Below are 18935 nucleotides of genomic sequence, written 5' to 3'. Positions count from 1 at the left end.
ATTAGAAGGTTTGATAAAACATTGGTTAAGCCCTCGATCGATTAGTATCTCTCAGCTCCACATGTTGCCATGCTTCCACATGAGACCTATCAACCTCATCTTCTCTGAGGGATCTTACTCACTTGACGTGATGGGAAATCTCATCTTGAGGGGGGCTTCATGCTTAGATGCTTTCAGCACTTATCCCGTCCACACGTAGCTACCCAGCGATGCTCCTGGCGGAACAACTGGTACACCAGCGGTGTGTCCATCCCGGTCCTCTCGTACTAAGGACAGCTCCTCTCAAATTTCCTACGCCCGCGACGGATAGGGACCGAACTGTCTCACGACGTTCTGAACCCAGCTCGCGTACCGCTTTAATGGGCGAACAGCCCAACCCTTGGGACCTACTTCAGCCCCAGGATGCGATGAGCCGACATCGAGGTGCCAAACCTCCCCGTCGATGTGGACTCTTGGGGGAGATTAGCCTGTTATCCCCAGGGTAGCTTTTATCCGTTGAGCGACGGCCCTTCCATACGGTGCCGCCGGATCACTAAGCCCGACTTTCGTCCCTGCTCGACCTGTATGTCTCGCAGTCAAGCTCCCTTATGCCTTTGCACTCTGCGAATGATTTCCAACCATTCTGAGGGAACCTTTGGGCGCCTCCGTTACTCTTTAGGAGGCGACCGCCCCAGTCAAACTGCCCACCTGACACTGTCCCTGAACCGGATCACGGTTCGAGGTTAGAATTCCAGTACAGCCAGGGTAGTATCCCACCGATGCCTCCACCGAAGCTGGCGCTCCGGTTTCCAAGGCTCCTACCTATCCTGTACAAGCTGTACCAAAATCCAATATCAAGCTACAGTAAAGCTCCATGGGGTCTTTCCGTCCTGTCGCGGGTAACCTGCATCTTCACAGGTAATATAATTTCACCGGGTCTCTCGTTGAGACAGTGCCCAAATCGTTGCACCTTTCGTGCGGGTCGGAACTTACCCGACAAGGAATTTCGCTACCTTAGGACCGTTATAGTTACGGCCGCCGTTTACTGGGGCTTCAATTCAGAGCTTCTCCCGTAAGGGATAACCCCTCCTCTTAACCTTCCAGCACCGGGCAGGTGTCAGCCCCTATACGTCGCCTTGCGGCTTGGCAGAGACCTGTGTTTTTGATAAACAGTCGTTTGGGCCTATTCACTGCGGCTCTCTCGGGCATACACCCTAATAGAGCACCCCTTCTCCCGAAGTTACGGGGTCATTTTGCCGAGTTCCTTAACGAGAGTTCTCCCGCGCGTCTTAGAATTCTCTTCCCGCCTACCTGTGTCGGTTTGCGGTACGGGCACCAGTCACCTCACTAGAGGCTTTTCTAGGCAGTGTAGGATCAGGAACTTCGCTACTAAAATTTCGCTCGCCATCACAGCTCAGCCTTACGGTAAGCGGATTTGCCTACTTACCAGCCTCACTGCTTGGACACGGACATCCAGTGCCGTGCTTACCCTACCTTCCTGCGTCCCCCCGTTGTTCAAACGGTGACGTGGTGGTACAGGAATTTCAACCTGTTTTCCATCGCCTACGCCTTTCGGCCTCGGCTTAGGTCCCGACTAACCCTGAGCGGACGAGCCTTCCTCAGGAAACCTTAGGCTTTCGACGGAGGGGATTCTCACCCCTCTTTTCGCTACTCATACCGGCATTCTCACTTCCAAGCGCTCCACCCATCCTCTCGGTTGAGCTTCAACGCCCTTGGAACGCTCCCCTACCACTGTCCGTAAGGACAATCCATAGCTTCGGTGATACGTTTAGCCCCGGTACATTTTCGGCGCAGAGTCACTCGACCAGTGAGCTATTACGCACTCTTTCAATGATGGCTGCTTCTAAGCCAACATCCTGGTTGTCTAAGCAACTCCACATCCTTTTCCACTTAACGTATACTTGGGGACCTTAGCTGATGGTCTGGGCTGTTTCCCTCTTGACTACGGATCTTAGCACTCGCAGTCTGACTCCCGAGGATAAGTATTTGGCATTCGGAGTTTGACTGAATTCGGTAATCCTGTGGGGACCCCTAGTCCAATCAGTGCTCTACCTCCAATACTCTTCCCTCGAGGCTAGCCCTAAAGCTATTTCGGGGAGAACCAGCTATCTCCGAGTTCGATTGGCATTTCACCCCTACCCACACCTCATCCCCGCACTTTTCAACGTGCGTGGGTTCGGGCCTCCATCCAGTGTTACCTGGACTTCACCCTGGACATGGGTAGATCACACGGTTTCGGGTCTACAACCACGTACTCATTCGCCCTGTTCAGACTCGCTTTCGCTGCGGCTCCGTCTTTTCAACTTAACCTTGCACGTAATCGTAACTCGCCGGTTCATTCTACAAAAGGCACGCCGTCACCCATTAACGGGCTCCGACTACTTGTAGGCACACGGTTTCAAGATCTCTTTCACTCCCCTCCCGGGGTGCTTTTCACCTTTCCCTCACGGTACTGGTTCACTATCGGTCACTAGGGAGTATTTAGCCTTGGGAGATGGTCCTCCCGGATTCCGACGGGGTTTCTCGTGTCCCGCCGTACTCAGGATCCACTCCGGAGGAAACGAAGTTTCGACTACAGGGCTTTTACCTTGTCCCGCGGACCTTTCCAGGTCGCTTCATCTACTCCGTTTCTTTGTAACTCCGTATGGAGTGTCCTACAACCCCAAGAGGCAAGCCTCTTGGTTTGGGCTCTTTCCGTTTCGCTCGCCGCTACTCAGGAAATCGATGTTTCTTTCTCTTCCTCTGGGTACTAAGATGTTTCAGTTCCCCAGGTCTGCCTTCTCATACCCTATGGATTCAGGTATGGATACCACCTCATTACAGGTGGTGGGTTCCCCCATTCGGAAATCTTCGGATCAAAGCTTACTTACAGCTCCCCGAAGCATATCGGTGTTCGTCCCGTCCTTCTTCGGCTCCTAGTGCCAAGGCATTCGCCGTGCGCCCTTCATAACTTAACCATTTTGCGGCGGATGATCGTCGTTCTTCTGTGTCAGCTGTGTCTCTCGCTCCTGTCACGTATCTATTTCATACGCTCAGTCGCTCAATTCCTTGCTTCCTTGAACAACTCGATCCTCCTTGCAAAACCTACTCAATTTGAGTTTTGCAATTTTGCATATGGCGTCTTTTAACCTTCTAAGACACTCGGTTGTACTCGTTCGAATCCGTTAGGATTCGCTTCAAACAACCGGTGAAGATCAATCAGTCTTTCTACTGTTATCTAGTTTTCAAAGGACAATTTTGCGGCAGATGGCCTGCAGATTTCTGTGTCAGCTTCATTCCTCACCATCCTCACGTACTGTTGTACGCTCCAGTGGCTCGTCAATTGCTTCCTTGAACTCCTTGACCCTCTTTGCAAAACGGCAGATGATCGTCGCTCTTCATCGAATAGCTTAATCCTCTTTGCAAATAACATTTAATGGAGAGATAAAAAAATAACCTCTCAAAACTAAACAAAAAGCGCAAACGTCGATAAAGTAATGAGCTATATGCTCCTTAGAAAGGAGGTGATCCATCCCCACCTTCCGGTAGGGATACCTTGTTACGACTTCACCCCAATCACCTGTCCCACCTTCGGCGGCTGGCTCCAAAAGGTTACCGCACCGACTTCGGGTGTTACAAGCTCTCGTGGTGTGACGGGCGGTGTGTACAAGGCCCGGGAACGTATTCACCGCGGCATGCTGATCCGCGATTACTAGCAATTCCGGCTTCATGCAGGCGAGTTGCAGCCTGCAATCCGAACTGAGAATGGCTTTATGGGATTCGCTCAACCTCGCGGTCTCGCTGCCCTTTGTACCATCCATTGTAGCACGTGTGTAGCCCAGGTCATAAGGGGCATGATGATTTGACGTCATCCCCACCTTCCTCCGGTTTGTCACCGGCAGTCACCTTAGAGTGCCCAACTAAATGCTGGCAACTAAGATCAAGGGTTGCGCTCGTTGCGGGACTTAACCCAACATCTCACGACACGAGCTGACGACAACCATGCACCACCTGTCACTCTGTCCCCCGAAGGGGAAAGCCCTATCTCTAGGGTGGTCAGAGGATGTCAAGACCTGGTAAGGTTCTTCGCGTTGCTTCGAATTAAACCACATGCTCCACTGCTTGTGCGGGCCCCCGTCAATTCCTTTGAGTTTCAGCCTTGCGGCCGTACTCCCCAGGCGGAGTGCTTAATGTGTTAACTTCGGCACTAAGGGCATCGAAACCCCTAACACCTAGCACTCAACGTTTACGGCGTGGACTACCAGGGTATCTAATCCTGTTTGCTCCCCACGCTTTCGCGCCTCAGCGTCAGTTATAGGCCAGAAAGTCGCCTTCGCCACTGGTGTTCCTCCACATATCTACGCATTTCACCGCTACACGTGGAATTCCACTTTCCTCTCCTACACTCAAGTCCCCCAGTTTCCAATGACCCTCCACGGTTGAGCCGTGGGCTTTCACATCAGACTTAAGAGACCGCCTGCGCGCGCTTTACGCCCAATAATTCCGGACAACGCTTGCCCCCTACGTATTACCGCGGCTGCTGGCACGTAGTTAGCCGGGGCTTTCTGGTTAGGTACCGTCAAGGTGCCGCCCTATTCGAACAGCACTTGTTCTTCCCTAACAACAGAGCTTTACAATCCGAAGACCGTCATCACTCACGCGGCGTTGCACCGTCAGGCTTTCGCCCATTGCGGATGATTCCCTACTGCTGCCTCCCGTAGGAGTCTGGACCGTGTCTCAGTTCCAGTGTGGCCGATCACCCTCTCAGGTCGGCTACGCATCGTCGCCTTGGTAAGCCATTACCTTACCAACTAGCTAATGCGCCGCGGGCCCATCTTGCAGTGTGAGGATAAATCCCCACTTTTACAATAGAACTATGCAGTTCCATTGATCATCCGGTATTAGCCCCGGTTTCCCGGAGTTATCCCAGTCTGCAAGGCAGGTTGCCCACGTGTTACTCACCCGTCCGCCGCTGACCTCTTAAGAGCAAGCTCTTAGTTGGTCCGCTCGACTTGCATGTATTAGGCACGCCGCCAGCGTTCGTCCTGAGCCAGGATCAAACTCTCCAATAAAGTGTGATCTGTTAAAGATCTAACGAGTTTGACGCGCACGGATGCGCTAACATCGGTGTTATCACAGGATGTGATGTCATTAGCCGATGTTCCTTAACTCTTACATTAAAAAAATTCATTGACGGGATATTTTCATATCCCATTTCGCTTGGCTTTTTGTTTAGTTTTCAAAGGTCACTTTATGTTGACGCCGTTTTTTGGCGACTTAATTATCGTATCACCAAATCAACATTCAGTCAACAACTTTTTAAAAAAATAATTTTGTTCACCTGCCGTCGTTTTTTCGGCGACAAATAATAATATACCATCATCAAAAAACAAAGTCAACAACCTTTTTAAATTATTTAAGGTGTCGACATCATCGGTCAATGAGTGTATCAAACTAAAAGAATTCTCAGGGGTTATGGAATTAGAAGCATGTCTGCAAAGATTAATGCAATAATCCCAGGAACCCCTAAAAAACCAGACACAGTTGCTGTAAAAATGTTAATCGGTAAACTATAACCAATCAACGTACCGAATGCATTTAAAAAGAACAATAATAGAGCTCCAATTAACAACTTGATTGCACCTTGTCCAATCCAACGCAAAGGCTTCATTGGTGCACCTAAAATTAATAATAGAAAGATGAGAGAGCCTAATAAAGTTATCACAAGTACAGGTTCCATACTAACTAACCTCCTATAAGTAAAGTACTATTGCTAGTCCTACGACAAGCTCTATAGAAGTGTATGAGTCCAGAAGGTTACTTAGTACAAATTACTTCAACTTTCTTCTATATAATATTAATATCCAACGCATTAAGCTTGACCGAATTGCTCCAATTACTTTAGATGTGCTTTACGATATCTAGCTTCCTTTAATAGAAATAAATATTTTGCTTTTTCCATTTTTGCATAATAAACGACTTCTCCATGGTAAGCTATACTTTCATCAATAAGAGTGTGCTGTTGATCAGATTTCTCCTTTATTTTATCTAATAATGTGAGGAGTTGGTCATCCTCTGCGCATCTTATTTTCCCCTTTTTTCTAAAAAGCATTCTTCTCCTCCTATAGTTCCCTCCGACCTTCTATTGCTTTCGATAACGTTACTTCATCGGCATATTCCAAATCACCACCTACTGGTAGCCCATGAGCAATCCGAGTGACCTTCATCCCAGTCGGTTTAACAAGCCTTGAAATATACATAGCAGTCGCTTCCCCTTCTATATTAGGGTTTGTTGCTACAATCACTTCTTTTATTGTTTCATCTTGCAGGCGCTTTAACAGGTCTGGGATGTGAATGTCTTCCGGTCCAATTCCATCCACTGGAGAGATAGCTCCGTGTAGTACATGATAGAGTCCGGTATATTCCTTCATTTTTTCCATAGCGATCACGTCTTTTGCATCTTGAACGACGCAAATAACAGATCCGTCGCGAGACTTATCATCACAGATACGACATGGATCTGTATCGGTTATATGATGACAGACCGAACAATAAGTTAATTGCCTTTTCGCATTCACGAGTGCCTTCGCAAAGTCTAGCACATCATCTTCCTTCATATCTAATACATAAAATGCTAATCGTGCAGCAGTTTTTGGCCCAATACCAGGTAAGCGCATAAATCCTTCAATTAACTTTGAAATCGGTTGAGGGTATTGCATATTCATTTCCCCTTCAATGGATAAGAATTAAAATGTTTTCAGTGTTATCTATTTTACAACGAAAGTGTTTAATCGAAAATAAAACAATTTTATATCGTGATCATTCAAATTTCATATTATAAAAAGACTGGTTTTTTAAATGATATATAGGAAGTATACAAACCTTCCATTCATAGAAAAGACTTGGCATCTAAACCAAGTCTTTTTGTTCTATAGAACTATTTCTCATGATTATTAAAACATTCCCGGAATATTCATGCCTTTTGTAAATTTACCCATTCTTTCACTTACTAAGTCATCGACCTTTGTTAGTGCTTCATTCGTTGCAGCTAAGACAAGGTCTTGAAGCATTTCTACATCATCCGGGTCGACTGCTTCTTCATTAATTTCTATATCTAAAATTTTCTTTTCTCCATTTGCTACTACTTTTACCATGCCGCCGCCCGCAGTTGCTTCAACTGTCTCTTCCTTTAACTGCTCTTGAGCTTTCGCCATTTCTTTTTGCATTTTTTGCATTTGCTTCATCATATTACCCATGTTTTTCATATTAATATCTTCCTCTCTACTTATTTATTCAATGTTATGCGTTTTTAGTCATTAACATAAGTTTAACAGTTCTTTTATAAATATTAAATTATTCAATGGACTTTTTATCTTTAAGTAATAAATAGCTGCCTTTTCCCGCTTTATCAATCTTCTTATAAAGGGAATGATTAAAATGATATTCCACTCTTTTTTCATACTCGATTAATCTTTAATTTCCACTAAATCTTCACCGACTAGTTTCACCGCTTCATCAACAACAGGGTTTTCATTACTATTACCACTTTCCCCATCATGTTCATCGCTGCTCTTTTGTTCCTTTACAAAGGATTGCTTCGTTTCCTCCCAATGGACGGAAAGCAACGTGATCAAAGTTATTTGCCTCTGGAATGTCGTCATCATGACTTCTTCTACGACTGATCTAAATTTATTATCAATCATATCCCGATGCATTTCATTTTTGAATGCAAGAACACACACATTTTCAGAACATGCAACAGGTTTACAATCATTAAGCCATGCTGAGGCTGGAACACTTTTTTGCTTTACTTGTTCCATCACTTGCCCCCACTGACTGTGCACTGCTTGAAGATGCTGCTTTGATGCTGATTTTAACATTTCTTTTACTCGTCCCAATTGTGCACGACTTTTTCCAGTAGCTTGGGCAGGTCTCGGCTTCGGTCTGGAAGGTTCTTGATGCTGTGTGTCACTTCCTTGACTTGAAATGGCAGCAGCATTTTGCAGTTTCATTTCTAATTGCTTGATTCGATTTTCTAGAGCTTGGATCGTTTCGTTTTGCGCTATTCCAGAGTAATTTTGTATTATATTGCTTTGTGGTTGACAAGCTTGAACGATAAACATCTCAAGGAAAACTTTCGGGTGGTTCGTCCACTTCATTTCTTGTTGTGATTTATTAAGTTTCTCCATAACATCATAAATCCAGCTGTTTTCAAGATTGTCGGCTAGTTCTTTAAACTTCTCATCTGTAGCTGCTCGCTGAAGAGACTCTTCTAACTGCGGCGCAGCTTTATACATTAAAATGTCTCGATATAAAAAGATTAAATCTTCGATAAATCGGCTTGGGTCTTTTCCATCACGAACAATTGAATCAACCGCGTTTAAACCTTCTGCTACATCACCATCTTTTAATGCATGTGCAACATCATACAACAATTGATGAGATACAGCACCTGTAATAGATAAAACATCATGAAGGGTGACAGCATCATCTGCATAAGAAATAGCTTGGTCAAGTATACTGAGAGCATCTCGCATACCGCCTTCAGAAGCTCTTGCGATCATCGAAAGTGCCTCTTCCTCAACAGAAATATCAGATGCTTCAATAATTTCATTCATTCTTCCGATCATTGATTGTGCTGTAATTCGTTTAAAATCAAAACGTTGGCAACGTGAGATGATCGTTAATGGAATTTTATGCGGTTCCGTCGTCGCTAATATAAAAATGACGTGCTTTGGCGGCTCTTCTAATGTTTTTAACAAAGCGTTGAACGCCCCAGTAGACAACATATGGACTTCATCAATAATATAAACTTTATATCGAACTGCACTTGGTGCAAATTTTACTTTATCTCGAATGTCTCGAATCTCATCGACGCCATTATTACTTGCAGCGTCAATTTCCATGACATCTACGATAGAACCGTCTTGAATTCCTTTACATGCAGTACATTCATTACAAGGTTCTTCGACAGGTGCTTTTTCACAATTAATCGCTTTCGCAACAATTTTTGCCGCACTTGTTTTTCCTGTACCTCTCGGACCCGTAAATAAATAGGCATGAGAGAGCTTTTCTTGTATTAATGCATTTTTTAGCGTCTTCGTGATGTGTTCCTGACCGACAACGTCTTTTAACGTTGCAGGTCTCCATACCCGATAAAGCGCTTGATAGCTCATGTAGCGCACCCTTTCTTTCGTGGTCCTTATAGTCATTATGTATATCATTTCATCGACTTCAACATCAAACCTTAACCCTCTTTATTATACCGATTAGAAAAACTTTTTTCAAAAGTATAATGAACTTCTCTAGTACAGAACGCATAAGAAAAGCGCAAGGCGCCCGCCTATCGGCGAAAAGCGCTGCCTCTTCCTCTTCTAGCATCGCTCTGTGGTTTTATCCGTCAACCGGGCAATACGCCACGTCCTGTGGCATGCCCGGCATTAGGACGTCCTGTCCGTCGAGGTAAATCGCTAGATCAGACCTTCGACTAAAACCCCCGCGTCCTGCGGGAACGCGGAAGTCACCACATCCGTGTGGAAGCTCGTGATGTAAATGCTCTTTGGGGCTAGACATCTATCGAAAGCTAGAATGTTATACTTTTTACCTATTGAGAAAAGGCTGCCTGCTCATACAGACAGCCTTTCTATGTAAAATTAAAGCCGTGCACCTTTCTTCGGTAATAGCACCCCAGGCGTTACCTAAGCAGTTAGCTCGATTCAGGCAACTCCACGGCACACGGAAGGTACCGCTTACTGCTGCTTCCTTCCGGACCTGACAGGGTTCACGGATTCCCGTTGCGTGGAACCCAAATGTCAACACCACTTACTTAGGTCAGACCCTACGATGCTAAAACCTCGGAAAGGGATTCGGCCTCGCTATAGCGGATTGCGAGTACAGGGCACCGCTACCTCCCCGCTTAGCACGGCAAATTGATTAACATGTTTAGTGCGTCTATGAATGCGACGCAAATAATAGTATAGACTTTTTTATCGATAATTGCAATAGATGAGTGAAAGTGATTAATGGTAACATTGGATACCTTTTCCGAATAAACATCCTATCCGTAAAACAGGCCGTTTTAATTTCGCTCTATAAGGGCTTTAACCAACTAAGGGCTTTTTTAATTGAGTTATCCCTAAAGTCTTTTCTTGTATTTGAATTCGAAATCGCTATCGCCGGACGCTTTTCGTTGAGTAGCCTCACATAAAACTAATCATCAGATTTATCATTCTTGTCAGCTTCATCTTTATCAGATCCTTGCTCTTCCACTTGTTTTAATTTTTCCATTAAAATATGTGGTGGTGTGTGCATCACATGTTCTAGTGGCATTTTTAATTTTTCCGATATCATTTTAGCCGTTTCTAATGAAATTTGGTTTGGTCTCATATTCATTCCTCCATTAAATTTCGTTATTTGTTTTTCTTCCGAAGCTCTTTAAAAAAGGTTTTTAGCATGAGAGATGATCGATCACCTAAAACCCCACTTGTAAACGGAACTTGGTGGTTAAACCTCGGTTCATCCAACAAATTCATTAATGTACCACAGCACCCCGCTTTTAAATCCGCTGCACCATAAACGACTCGTTTCATTCGTGACTGAACAATTGCACCTGCACACATAGGACATGGCTCAAGCGTTACATATAATGTGCATTCCTCTAATCGCCAACTATTCACTAATTCGCACGCTTCTTTTATAGCAATCATTTCTGCATGAGCAGTCGTTTGTTGAATTTGTTCACGCATATTATGGCCACGAGCAATCACTTTTCCCTCTCTTACAATGACAGCTCCTATTGGGACTTCGCCCTTATTGGCTGCTTTTTCAGCCTCAGCAATCGCTTCTTCCATAAACATTTCATCTGCTAATTGAACGTTTGTCTTCATCATGAACTCCTATATTTTCATTGACCTCAAAAGGAGAGCCAAGTTTTCACCGTTGATTATCATGAACGTATTCGTTTTTTTTATTACTAGACTCCGTTATTAAGTAGATAACGCAAATAACGAACACCACTTATAATTTTATCGTTTTATAGTACGAGTGTACGTTGTTTCTTACGAAAAGGCAATTGAAGGTATTGTCTTTACTAAACTTTTAAACGATTATCTCCTCATTTCTCTCTCTAGTTATCGCATATATCATCATTGTAATTCCAACGACAACTAAAAAAGGCTCAAGAATATTTGCTTCTGGTCCGTGTGTTAGACGATGTAATTGGAAGATCCAATGTACAACAATAATATCAAAACTAGCAAAAAAACCTGATGAGAATAGGACACCATGAAAAAACGAATTCGAAAAAAACTTTCTGCACAAATAGTAAAAGAGTATTGTAAGAATCAATGTGAATAGTAGGGCACTTAATCTTTCGAATAAGGTTGTCGCTTTCAAACCAATTGCATAGGCATGGCCGCTATGAAATAGCAAATCAACAAACAAAATACCGACTATAAATGAAAGCCATTTATTCACCTTTAATCTCTCCCTTTTCTAGTAGATTCATTTTCTTTTTCTACTATTATGACCATCTTTGAAAATCGACTAACCTGTTTTATTAAAAAATGTAGTATAAAGATATAAAGGTGACCAACGCTCCCCACATTGATTACATATAAAAAGAGCGCATTTCCAAAATTGTTTTTTGGAAATACACTCTAGCATTCTATTTATTATCTAGCAGATTTCGGGTTAAACGCATCTTTTAGTCCTTCACCAATAAAGTTTATTGAGAGGATTGTAAAGACGATCGCTAATGAAGGCGGAACCCAAATCCACCACATATTACGAATCACATTTGGCTGACTCGCTTCAGTCATCATATTCCCCCAGCTCGGTGTTCCTGAAGGGACCCCGAAGCCTAAGAAACTTAACGACGTTTCAGCAACAATCATGACCGCCAACAATAATGTTGCTTGTACAATTATGGTTGTCATAACATTCGGTAACACGTGCTTTCGAATGACTTTAAAAGGAGTACCGCCTATCGAAATTGCTGCCATGACGTATTCGTTTTCTTTTTCTGACATTGTTTTACTTCGAACAACCCTGGCTGCTCCCGTCCAACCGAGTAAGCTGATGACTGCGATCAGAGCCCATATTCCAGCCTCTCTAAAAATAGAAGCTAATACGATTACAAAGACGAGGAACGGGAAATTCATGACGAAGTCTGTAAAACGCATTAATACTGCATCAACCCAACCACCGTAATAACCGGCAATCGATCCGATAACTGTCCCTAGAGTGACAACAATAATCATACAGCTAAACCCAATTGTTAATGATGTTCTTCCACCATAAAGCAATAGTGTATAAATATCTCTTCCGGAACTATCTGTTCCAAGAAGAAAGTCTCCCCCAGGAGCAACATGTCGATTAGTCGGGTCAACCCGTGCTGGATCAAATGGAGCTAACATCGGTGCTAAAAAGGACAAAATCGTCACCGTAATTAAAAATAAAATACTAATCATCGCCAATTTATTTCGAAACAATTTTCTACGTGCAATTGCCCACGGAGATTGCTTTTTCGCTTTTTTCTCTAACTGTGCTTCACGTTGAGTATCTAATACTGCCATACATACACCCCTATTCTACCCTTATCCTAGGATCAACGACACCGTAGACAAGATCGGCAATTAAGTTCCCTACTAACGTAGCGATCGAGAGCATTAACGTAATCGCAATGACGACAGACGAATCACGATTGTTGATTGAACTAATTAATAACTCTCCAATACCAGGATAAGTGAAAATTGTTTCAATAATGACCGATCCGCCAATAATGCTGGCAATATCGAATCCGAATAGTGTGATAATTGGGATGACAGAATTTCTTAAAATGTGCTTATTATAAATACGGTTTTCTGGTGTCCCTTTTGCCCTTGCAGTTCGGACATAATCCTTCTGCGAACTTTCAATAATATCATTACGTAAAAATTGCGTGTAACTAGCTGTTGTTAACATTCCAAGTACTAAAGCTGGTAAAGCCGTATGCTGTATTTTACTAATCCAATATTCCATCGTTCCAGGCGTCACACCCGAGCCAATACTACCAGTTGCAGGGAACCAACCTAATGTAAAAGCGAAAAAGAATATCGCAAAGATTGCTGCAACAAAGCTAGGAATTGCGAGCATTAAATAGTTTAACCCTTGAATACCATAATCTCCAATTGAATACGGATGCCGACCAGCATATTTCCCCATAAAAAACGCCAGTATATAAGTGATAATTAATGACATTATCGAAAGCAGGATTGTGTTCGGCAACCTTTGCCCGATCAGTTCTGTTACATCCATTTTGTAATTAAACGAACGACCGAAATCCCATTGTAAAATTCCCCCAGCCCAACTTAAATATTGCTGATGAATTGGGTCATTTAATCCGAGACGCTCTCTTTGCTCTTCAATATATGCAGGATCTGAATTGGCAGGGTCTATTTGCCCGGAAAGGGCATCCCCTGGCATCGCTAATGCCAGGGCAAATACCACAATGGAGATCATGACCAAAATCGGAATCATGATGAGTATTCGACGTAACGTATAAAGTAACATTGATCATTACTCCTTGCTCTTTTAATTCTTTCCGGTTTTATGAAAACCATAAAGCTTGATAATTATTCAGCGTCAGTTCTGTACCATAAATGAGGATCTGTGATCGCATCACGAATATCAACCGTTACCCCTTGAACATCAGCAGAAATACCATAAACATCTAGTGGTGAGTTTAATGGAATGAGTGGTAACTCTTCATTTACAAGCTGATGCCATTCTTGATAAACAGATCTTCTGTAATCATCATCAAATGCTTCTTCACTAAGACCTTCTGCAATTAATTCATCAGACTGTTCATTTACCCAACGAGGGAAGTTCCAGAAATCATCAGATGCCCATAGACCTGTTGGATCTGGGTCTGCAGATAATCCCCAAGCACCCATAAATAGGTCAATGTCTGGATCGTCTTCTTCTACTAAATCATAGAAAAGGTTAAACTCGAAAAGTTGACCATCTTGTAGACGAGCATTAATGCCTACATCTTGTAAATTTTGAACGATATACTGTGCACGTGGCTCAGAAATATCTGATCCGCTCATTGACATGAAGTTTACTGTGAATTCCTCTCCGTCAGCATTTTCACGCCAGCCGTCACCTGTGACATCTTCAAAGCCAGCTTCGTCTAATAGTTCCATTGCACGATCTGGATCATACTCGTATTGATTTAATGTAGACTCGTCAGGGTATGCCCAGCTAATGACAGATTCTGGAGCATTAATAACGGTTCCGTAACCTTCACTAAATGAGTCGATAATGCCTTGACGATCAATTGCATGAGCAAATGCATGACGTACTAGTTTATCTTCAAATTTCGGGTTGTCCATGACGTTTTCGTCGCCATCCCAATGCCCTAATTTAAAGCCAATATAACTGTAAGATAATCCTTCAATGTCTTCTAAATAAACCCTGTCGTCTCCTTCAAGCGTTACTGCTTGACCTGGAGGTAGTTCTACAATGTCAACCTCTCCTTGAGCTAACAGCTCTGCAGCCATCGTTCCATCAATAATTTTATAAACGACGCCGTCAAGGTTTGGTGCACCTCTCCAGTAATCTTCAAACGCTTCAAATTCTACTTGTTCACCAGGAACAACGTTCGTTACTTGATACGCACCTAATCCGACAGGATTACGACGAATTTCGTCAGATTCTGGTAAATCTGCAATTTCAATACCTTCATAATGTGCTTTCGGTGCAGGGTACGTCCATAAAGCATCTATATTATTCGGCGCAGCTTGTTTAAATGTAACACTTATAGTATAGTCATCTACAACTTCTACACCTGAAAGAGAATCAGCATCTCCTTCATTGTACTCATCGAAACCTTCAATAATATTGACATTCGATACACGTGGTCCATCATAATCAGGGTGTGCAATGATTTCCCATGCAAATTCAAAATCTTCTGCAGTTAGTTCCTCACCATTATGCCACATAACTCCTTCTTCTAAGTGAAAAGTCACCGTTAAGTTATCTTCAGACCATTCCCAGTCATGAGCTAAGTGTGGAACAGGGCGAAGGTCATCGCCTGTTGCAACTAATGCATCTCCGTTAAAGATTTTTAACGCTAAGCTGTCATCTTGACCGTCATAGTGAGCCCAGTCAAGTACACCTGCGAAAGGCTGTGTAAAGCCGTAAGTGACGGTTCCGCCTTGCGGAATGTCGCCTTCAGCAACATCGTCTTCTCCTTCATCGTCACCTTCTGTTTCATCATCAACATCATCTGTTTCATCTGCCGGATCTGTATCCGTCTCTTCATCGTCTCCGCCACCACAAGCTACGACTAGTAAAGAAACAGCTAGTAGCATTGCTAGTAGCAATAATAGTGATTTCTTCATCCTTGTAAATCCCCCTTAATGTTTAAGTAACACCAAAATCGGTTATTCATATAGCAAGCATGAAACTCTGTGTTCCTCGGTCACCCCCTTTAATTGAGGTTTTTTCTCACTGCATTCCGGCATCGCTTCCGGACAGCGAGGGTGGAACGGACATCCCACAGGTGGATTTTGAGGACTTGGTACATCGCCCTTCAAAATAATTCGCTCACTTTTGTTTCGCGGATCTGGTTGTGGAATTGCAGAAATTAATGCTCTTGTGTATGGATGTTTTGGATCTTTATATAGTTCATCTGCATCAGCTACTTCTACAAGATTTCCTAAATACATGACACCGATTCGATCACTCATATGTTTAACGACACTTAAGTCGTGAGCGATAAAAAGCAAAGTTAAATTAAACTCTTTCTGTAATTCTTTTAACAAGTTTAATACTTGTGATTGCACGGAAACGTCTAATGCTGAAACAGGTTCATCTGCAACGATCAATTTCGGTTTTAACGCTAATGCTCTTGCGATCCCGATCCTTTGACGTTGGCCACCTGAGAATTCATGCGGATATTTATAATAAGCATCCTCTGGAAGTCCTACTTTCGTAAGGAGTTCCATTACTTCATCTTTATACTTTCTTTCTGATCCTCCATGATAATTAATTAATGGCTCTGTCACGATGCTGCCAACCATCATTTTTGGATTTAAAGAAGCATAAGGATCTTGGAAGACCATTTGAATATCTTTTCGGATATTTCTTAATCGTGGCCCTCGATACCTCGTAATATCTTTCCCTTCAAAGAAGATCTTGCCTTCAGTTGGTTTAAACAAACGAGTGATCGTTCGGCCAGCAGTAGATTTTCCACACCCGGACTCTCCAACTAATCCAAACGTTTCTCCACGCTTTAGTTCTAACGATATGTTATCAACTGCTTTTACATCACCGATTTTTTTACGGAAAAAACCTCCGCGTACAGGATAGTACTTCCTTAATTCTTTCACTTCCAACAAGTGCTCTGACTTTTGTGTCTGTTGACTCATGATCGTACCTCCGTTTCCTTATCCGGATGGCTTGCATCATAAAGAATGCAACGAACGGAATGGTCCTTTTCCGTTTCACCTAATTGTGGAGTCATATTTCGGCACTCCGGCATCGCTTCAGGACAACGATCGACAAAACGGCATCCAACTTGCGGCATATTTTTTAATGAAGGAACAATTCCTTTAATGGTGTTCAGCTGTTCTTGTTCTTCATCCATTCGTGGAATCGAGCTTAATAGAGATTTTGTATATGGATGTTTCGGATTGTAAAACACTCGGTCAACATCAGACTGTTCTACAACTTGCCCAGCATACATCACAACTACTCGGTCAGCCATTTCAGCTACAACACCTAGGTCATGGGTAATAAGCATGACAGCCATACCAACTTCATCTTGTATATTTTTAATCAACTCAAGAATTTGAGCTTGAACCGTTACATCCAATGCAGTCGTAGGTTCATCTGCAATTAGTAATTTAGGCTGACAAGCAATGGCCATTGCGATCATGACTCGTTGGCGCATTCCACCAGATAGCTGGTGTGGGTATTCATGAACAATTTGCTCTGCCCGCGAAATCCCAACTTGCTGTAATAAAGAAATACTCTTTTTTCGTATTTCTTCACTAGAGGTATTTGTATGATTAACTAAAACTTCATCCATTTGAAAACCAATGGTTAAAACTGGGTTTAGTGCAGTCATTGGCTCTTGAAAGATCATACTTATATCTTTTCCACGAATACGATTCATTTCTTTTTCAGATAAAGGAGCAATATCTTTGCCTTGGAATAAAATTTGCCCCTTATCAATTTTGCCGTTATGCTTTGGCAATAAATTCATAATTGATAGAGACATGACACTTTTCCCGCATCCAGATTCACCGACAACACATACGACTTCTTTAGGCTTAACGTCAAAAGAAACATCTTTTACTGCATGGTACGTTTGTCCGTCAATATCAAATCCAGTATGCAAACCCTTTATCTCTAAAAGCGTTTCTTGATTGCTCATAGGATACCAAACCCTTCAATATTTTCTGAAAATAATAAAAAATAACGGTATTAAAAATATTATTATAGTATTTAAAACAAGTCAATGTTTAATTTCATTTTCAATTTCCTAACAATCTTGTTACAGTTTTATAATTATTTTAATTGTCTGATAACTAGTTGTAAAGTAAATCTTGCAATTTTCTGACACCCAAATATTACAAACTATTACAACTTTATATTGAAATACTAGATATAAATTATTTTCACTTCCCAAATATTGATATATTAATATAGAGAAAAACAATCTTATAAATCATACAAAAAATCTTCTGGGTAAAAAGTCATAATTTTAAAACTTTTTAATTTAAGCGTTTCACATCCCCTTCCTTTGTCGAATTCTTGTCATTAAAAACAGACTTTCTTTAGAAGTTAGAAAACTTAAATGAATTAAACTATTTAGATAGATGTCACGAAACATTATACAATGAAAAAATAAAATATGCATTGTTTTTTTCAATTTTTTTCACAATTATATAGTAAATAGGTAGAATAAAAATTTCCTACTATAATCTATTTGATGTGAAAATATGTCGAATTATGCAAAAAAAGGAAGAGAGTGGTTACTCTCTTCCTAACCTTTTGTATCAAATGCATCTCTTAATCCATCACCGATAAAGTTTATCGCTAGTACGGTTAATAAAATTGCCAAACCGGGTGGCAGCCACGCTTCCCAGTTATCTTGCAGCATCCTAAGATTGTTCGCTTCGGTAATCATATTCCCCCAAGTTGGTGTTGGCTGAGGAATTCCGAACCCTATAAAGCTTAATGCTGATTCGATAATGATCATCGTCGCCATCATTAATGTCGCGTTAACGATGATCGGTCCGACAGCATTTGGTAAAAAGTGTTTAAATATAATTCTAAAATCTGATGCCCCTATTGAACGTGCTCCTAAAATATATTCTTTTTCTCTTAACGATAAGAATGTACCTCGAATGAGCCTCGTTAATGTTGGCCACGACGTTAAAGCAATAACGGAAATAAATATCGTAATATTAATATTTTCTAGTATTGCTATAACCGTTAATACGAGTAGCAAGAATGGTAGAATTAACATTAAATCAGTTGCTCTCATTATGATGCTATCAATTTTCCCGCCATAGTAACCAGATAGTGAACCTAGTGTTATCCCTATTGCCAATGTAAACAACATGGCGAAGAATCCAATTGTTAATGAAATTCTTGATCCATATACTAGTCTTGAAAAGTTATCTCTTCCTGAACTGTCAGTACCTAGCCAGTTTTCCGATGAAGCTTTCGCTTCAATATTGTACATGTCATATTGAACTGGATCATGCGTTGCAATGACATCTGCAAAAACGGCTACTAAAACGAAGAATGCAAGAATAAATATTCCAGCTATAGCCAATTTATTTTTCAGAAAACGTCGCATCGCTAATTGGAAAGGACTTAAACTTTTAGGAGCTCCTTTATCAACTTTCCCAGGCGATGGAGGCATATTTTGTTGTACTTGAGTTTCCATCAGTTTT

14 protein-coding genes, 2 rRNA genes and 1 other RNA gene are annotated in these 18935 nt (G+C 42.1%); all 17 read right to left on the bottom strand.

What is annotated here, in order from left to right:
* Positions 1 to 21: 21 nt before the first annotated feature.
* Positions 22 to 2957: ribosomal RNA gene (locus CD001_RS02890) — 23S ribosomal RNA — on the bottom strand.
* A gap of 539 nt (positions 2958 to 3496) precedes the next feature.
* Positions 3497 to 5051 (bottom strand): 16S ribosomal RNA (locus tag CD001_RS02885).
* Together the 16S and 23S rRNA genes form the textbook arrangement of a ribosomal RNA operon.
* Positions 5052 to 5452: 401 nt before the next feature.
* The gene (locus tag CD001_RS02880; RefSeq protein WP_096186123.1) at positions 5453 to 5719 is read right to left on the bottom strand and encodes a pro-sigmaK processing inhibitor BofA family protein; all 267 of its coding nucleotides are present in this window, start codon (positions 5717 to 5719) and stop codon (positions 5453 to 5455) included.
* Between the two features lie 156 nt (positions 5720 to 5875).
* Positions 5876 to 6091: a YaaL family protein gene (locus CD001_RS02875; RefSeq protein WP_096186122.1), complete on the bottom strand. Its 216-nt coding sequence runs from the start codon at positions 6089 to 6091 to the stop codon at positions 5876 to 5878.
* Positions 6092 to 6101: 10 nt separating this feature from the next.
* On the bottom strand, positions 6102 to 6698 hold the full coding sequence (gene recR / locus CD001_RS02870; RefSeq protein WP_096186121.1) for a recombination mediator RecR: 597 nt from the start codon (positions 6696 to 6698) through the stop codon (positions 6102 to 6104).
* A 234-nt stretch (positions 6699 to 6932) separates the two neighbouring features.
* A complete protein-coding gene (locus CD001_RS02865; RefSeq protein WP_096186120.1) occupies positions 6933 to 7244 on the bottom strand; it encodes a YbaB/EbfC family nucleoid-associated protein in 312 nt (103 codons plus the stop codon).
* 201 nt (positions 7245 to 7445) lie between these two features.
* Entirely contained in the window at positions 7446 to 9155 is a 1710-nt protein-coding gene (gene dnaX / locus CD001_RS02860) for a DNA polymerase III subunit gamma/tau (protein WP_096186119.1), read from the bottom strand.
* A 483-nt stretch (positions 9156 to 9638) separates the two neighbouring features.
* Positions 9639 to 9904, bottom strand: an RNA gene (ffs, locus tag CD001_RS02855) — signal recognition particle sRNA large type.
* Positions 9905 to 10188: 284 nt separating this feature from the next.
* Complete coding sequence (locus CD001_RS02850) at positions 10189 to 10365, bottom strand: YycC family protein (RefSeq protein ID WP_096186118.1); 177 nt, start codon at positions 10363 to 10365, stop codon at positions 10189 to 10191.
* A gap of 23 nt (positions 10366 to 10388) precedes the next feature.
* A complete protein-coding gene (gene tadA, locus CD001_RS02845; RefSeq protein ID WP_096186117.1) occupies positions 10389 to 10865 on the bottom strand; it encodes a tRNA adenosine(34) deaminase TadA in 477 nt (158 codons plus the stop codon).
* A 211-nt stretch (positions 10866 to 11076) separates the two neighbouring features.
* A complete protein-coding gene (locus CD001_RS02840) occupies positions 11077 to 11454 on the bottom strand; it encodes a hypothetical protein (protein WP_096186116.1) in 378 nt (125 codons plus the stop codon).
* Between the two features lie 197 nt (positions 11455 to 11651).
* A complete protein-coding gene (gene opp4C / locus CD001_RS02835) occupies positions 11652 to 12554 on the bottom strand; it encodes an oligopeptide ABC transporter permease (RefSeq protein ID WP_096186115.1) in 903 nt (300 codons plus the stop codon).
* 10 nt (positions 12555 to 12564) lie between these two features.
* Positions 12565 to 13530 carry an oligopeptide ABC transporter permease gene (gene opp4B / locus CD001_RS02830; protein ID WP_096186114.1) on the bottom strand — a complete coding sequence of 322 codons (966 nt, stop codon included), beginning with the start codon at positions 13528 to 13530 and terminating at the stop codon, positions 12565 to 12567.
* 62 nt (positions 13531 to 13592) lie between these two features.
* Positions 13593 to 15365, bottom strand: a complete 1773-nt coding sequence (gene opp4A / locus CD001_RS02825) for an oligopeptide ABC transporter substrate-binding protein (protein WP_096186113.1) — start codon at positions 15363 to 15365, stop codon at positions 13593 to 13595.
* A gap of 42 nt (positions 15366 to 15407) precedes the next feature.
* Positions 15408 to 16394, bottom strand: coding sequence for an ABC transporter ATP-binding protein (locus CD001_RS02820; RefSeq protein WP_096186112.1), 987 nt, complete (start codon positions 16392 to 16394; stop codon positions 15408 to 15410).
* Positions 16391 to 17404 carry an ABC transporter ATP-binding protein gene (locus tag CD001_RS02815; protein ID WP_096186111.1) on the bottom strand — a complete coding sequence of 338 codons (1014 nt, stop codon included), beginning with the start codon at positions 17402 to 17404 and terminating at the stop codon, positions 16391 to 16393. The genes CD001_RS02820 and CD001_RS02815 overlap by 4 nt, the downstream gene beginning before the upstream one ends.
* Positions 17405 to 18016: 612 nt before the next feature.
* Positions 18017 to 18928, bottom strand: a complete 912-nt coding sequence (opp4C, locus tag CD001_RS02810; protein ID WP_096186110.1) for an oligopeptide ABC transporter permease — start codon at positions 18926 to 18928, stop codon at positions 18017 to 18019.
* Positions 18929 to 18935 lie beyond the last annotated feature (7 nt).

This window comes from Evansella halocellulosilytica (genome assembly GCF_002335745.1).
GTDB classification, from domain to species: Bacteria; Bacillota; Bacilli; order Bacillales; family Salisediminibacteriaceae; genus Bacillus_CA; species Bacillus_CA halocellulosilytica.
This window is presented reverse-complemented; position numbering and strand designations above follow the sequence as displayed.

Bases quoted from the DNA above. Each gene is read 5' to 3' on its own strand.
- CD001_RS02880 (WP_096186123.1), bottom strand. From the start codon at position 5,719: ATGGAACCTGTACTTGTGATAACTTTATTAGGCTCTCTCATCTTTCTA.
- CD001_RS02875 (WP_096186122.1), bottom strand. From the start codon at position 6,091: ATGCTTTTTAGAAAAAAGGGGAAAATAAGATGCGCAGAGGATGACCAA.
- recR (WP_096186121.1), bottom strand. From the start codon at position 6,698: ATGCAATACCCTCAACCGATTTCAAAGTTAATTGAAGGATTTATGCGC.
- CD001_RS02865 (WP_096186120.1), bottom strand. From the start codon at position 7,244: ATGAAAAACATGGGTAATATGATGAAGCAAATGCAAAAAATGCAAAAA.
- dnaX (WP_096186119.1), bottom strand. From the start codon at position 9,155: ATGAGCTATCAAGCGCTTTATCGGGTATGGAGACCTGCAACGTTAAAA.
- CD001_RS02850 (WP_096186118.1), bottom strand. From the start codon at position 10,365: ATGAGACCAAACCAAATTTCATTAGAAACGGCTAAAATGATATCGGAA.
- tadA (WP_096186117.1), bottom strand. From the start codon at position 10,865: ATGAAGACAAACGTTCAATTAGCAGATGAAATGTTTATGGAAGAAGCG.
- opp4C (WP_096186115.1), bottom strand. From the start codon at position 12,554: ATGGCAGTATTAGATACTCAACGTGAAGCACAGTTAGAGAAAAAAGCG.
- opp4B (WP_096186114.1), bottom strand. From the start codon at position 13,530: ATGTTACTTTATACGTTACGTCGAATACTCATCATGATTCCGATTTTG.
- opp4A (WP_096186113.1), bottom strand. From the start codon at position 15,365: ATGAAGAAATCACTATTATTGCTACTAGCAATGCTACTAGCTGTTTCT.
- CD001_RS02820 (WP_096186112.1), bottom strand. From the start codon at position 16,394: ATGAGTCAACAGACACAAAAGTCAGAGCACTTGTTGGAAGTGAAAGAA.
- CD001_RS02815 (WP_096186111.1), bottom strand. From the start codon at position 17,404: ATGAGCAATCAAGAAACGCTTTTAGAGATAAAGGGTTTGCATACTGGA.
- opp4C (WP_096186110.1), bottom strand. From the start codon at position 18,928: ATGGAAACTCAAGTACAACAAAATATGCCTCCATCGCCTGGGAAAGTT.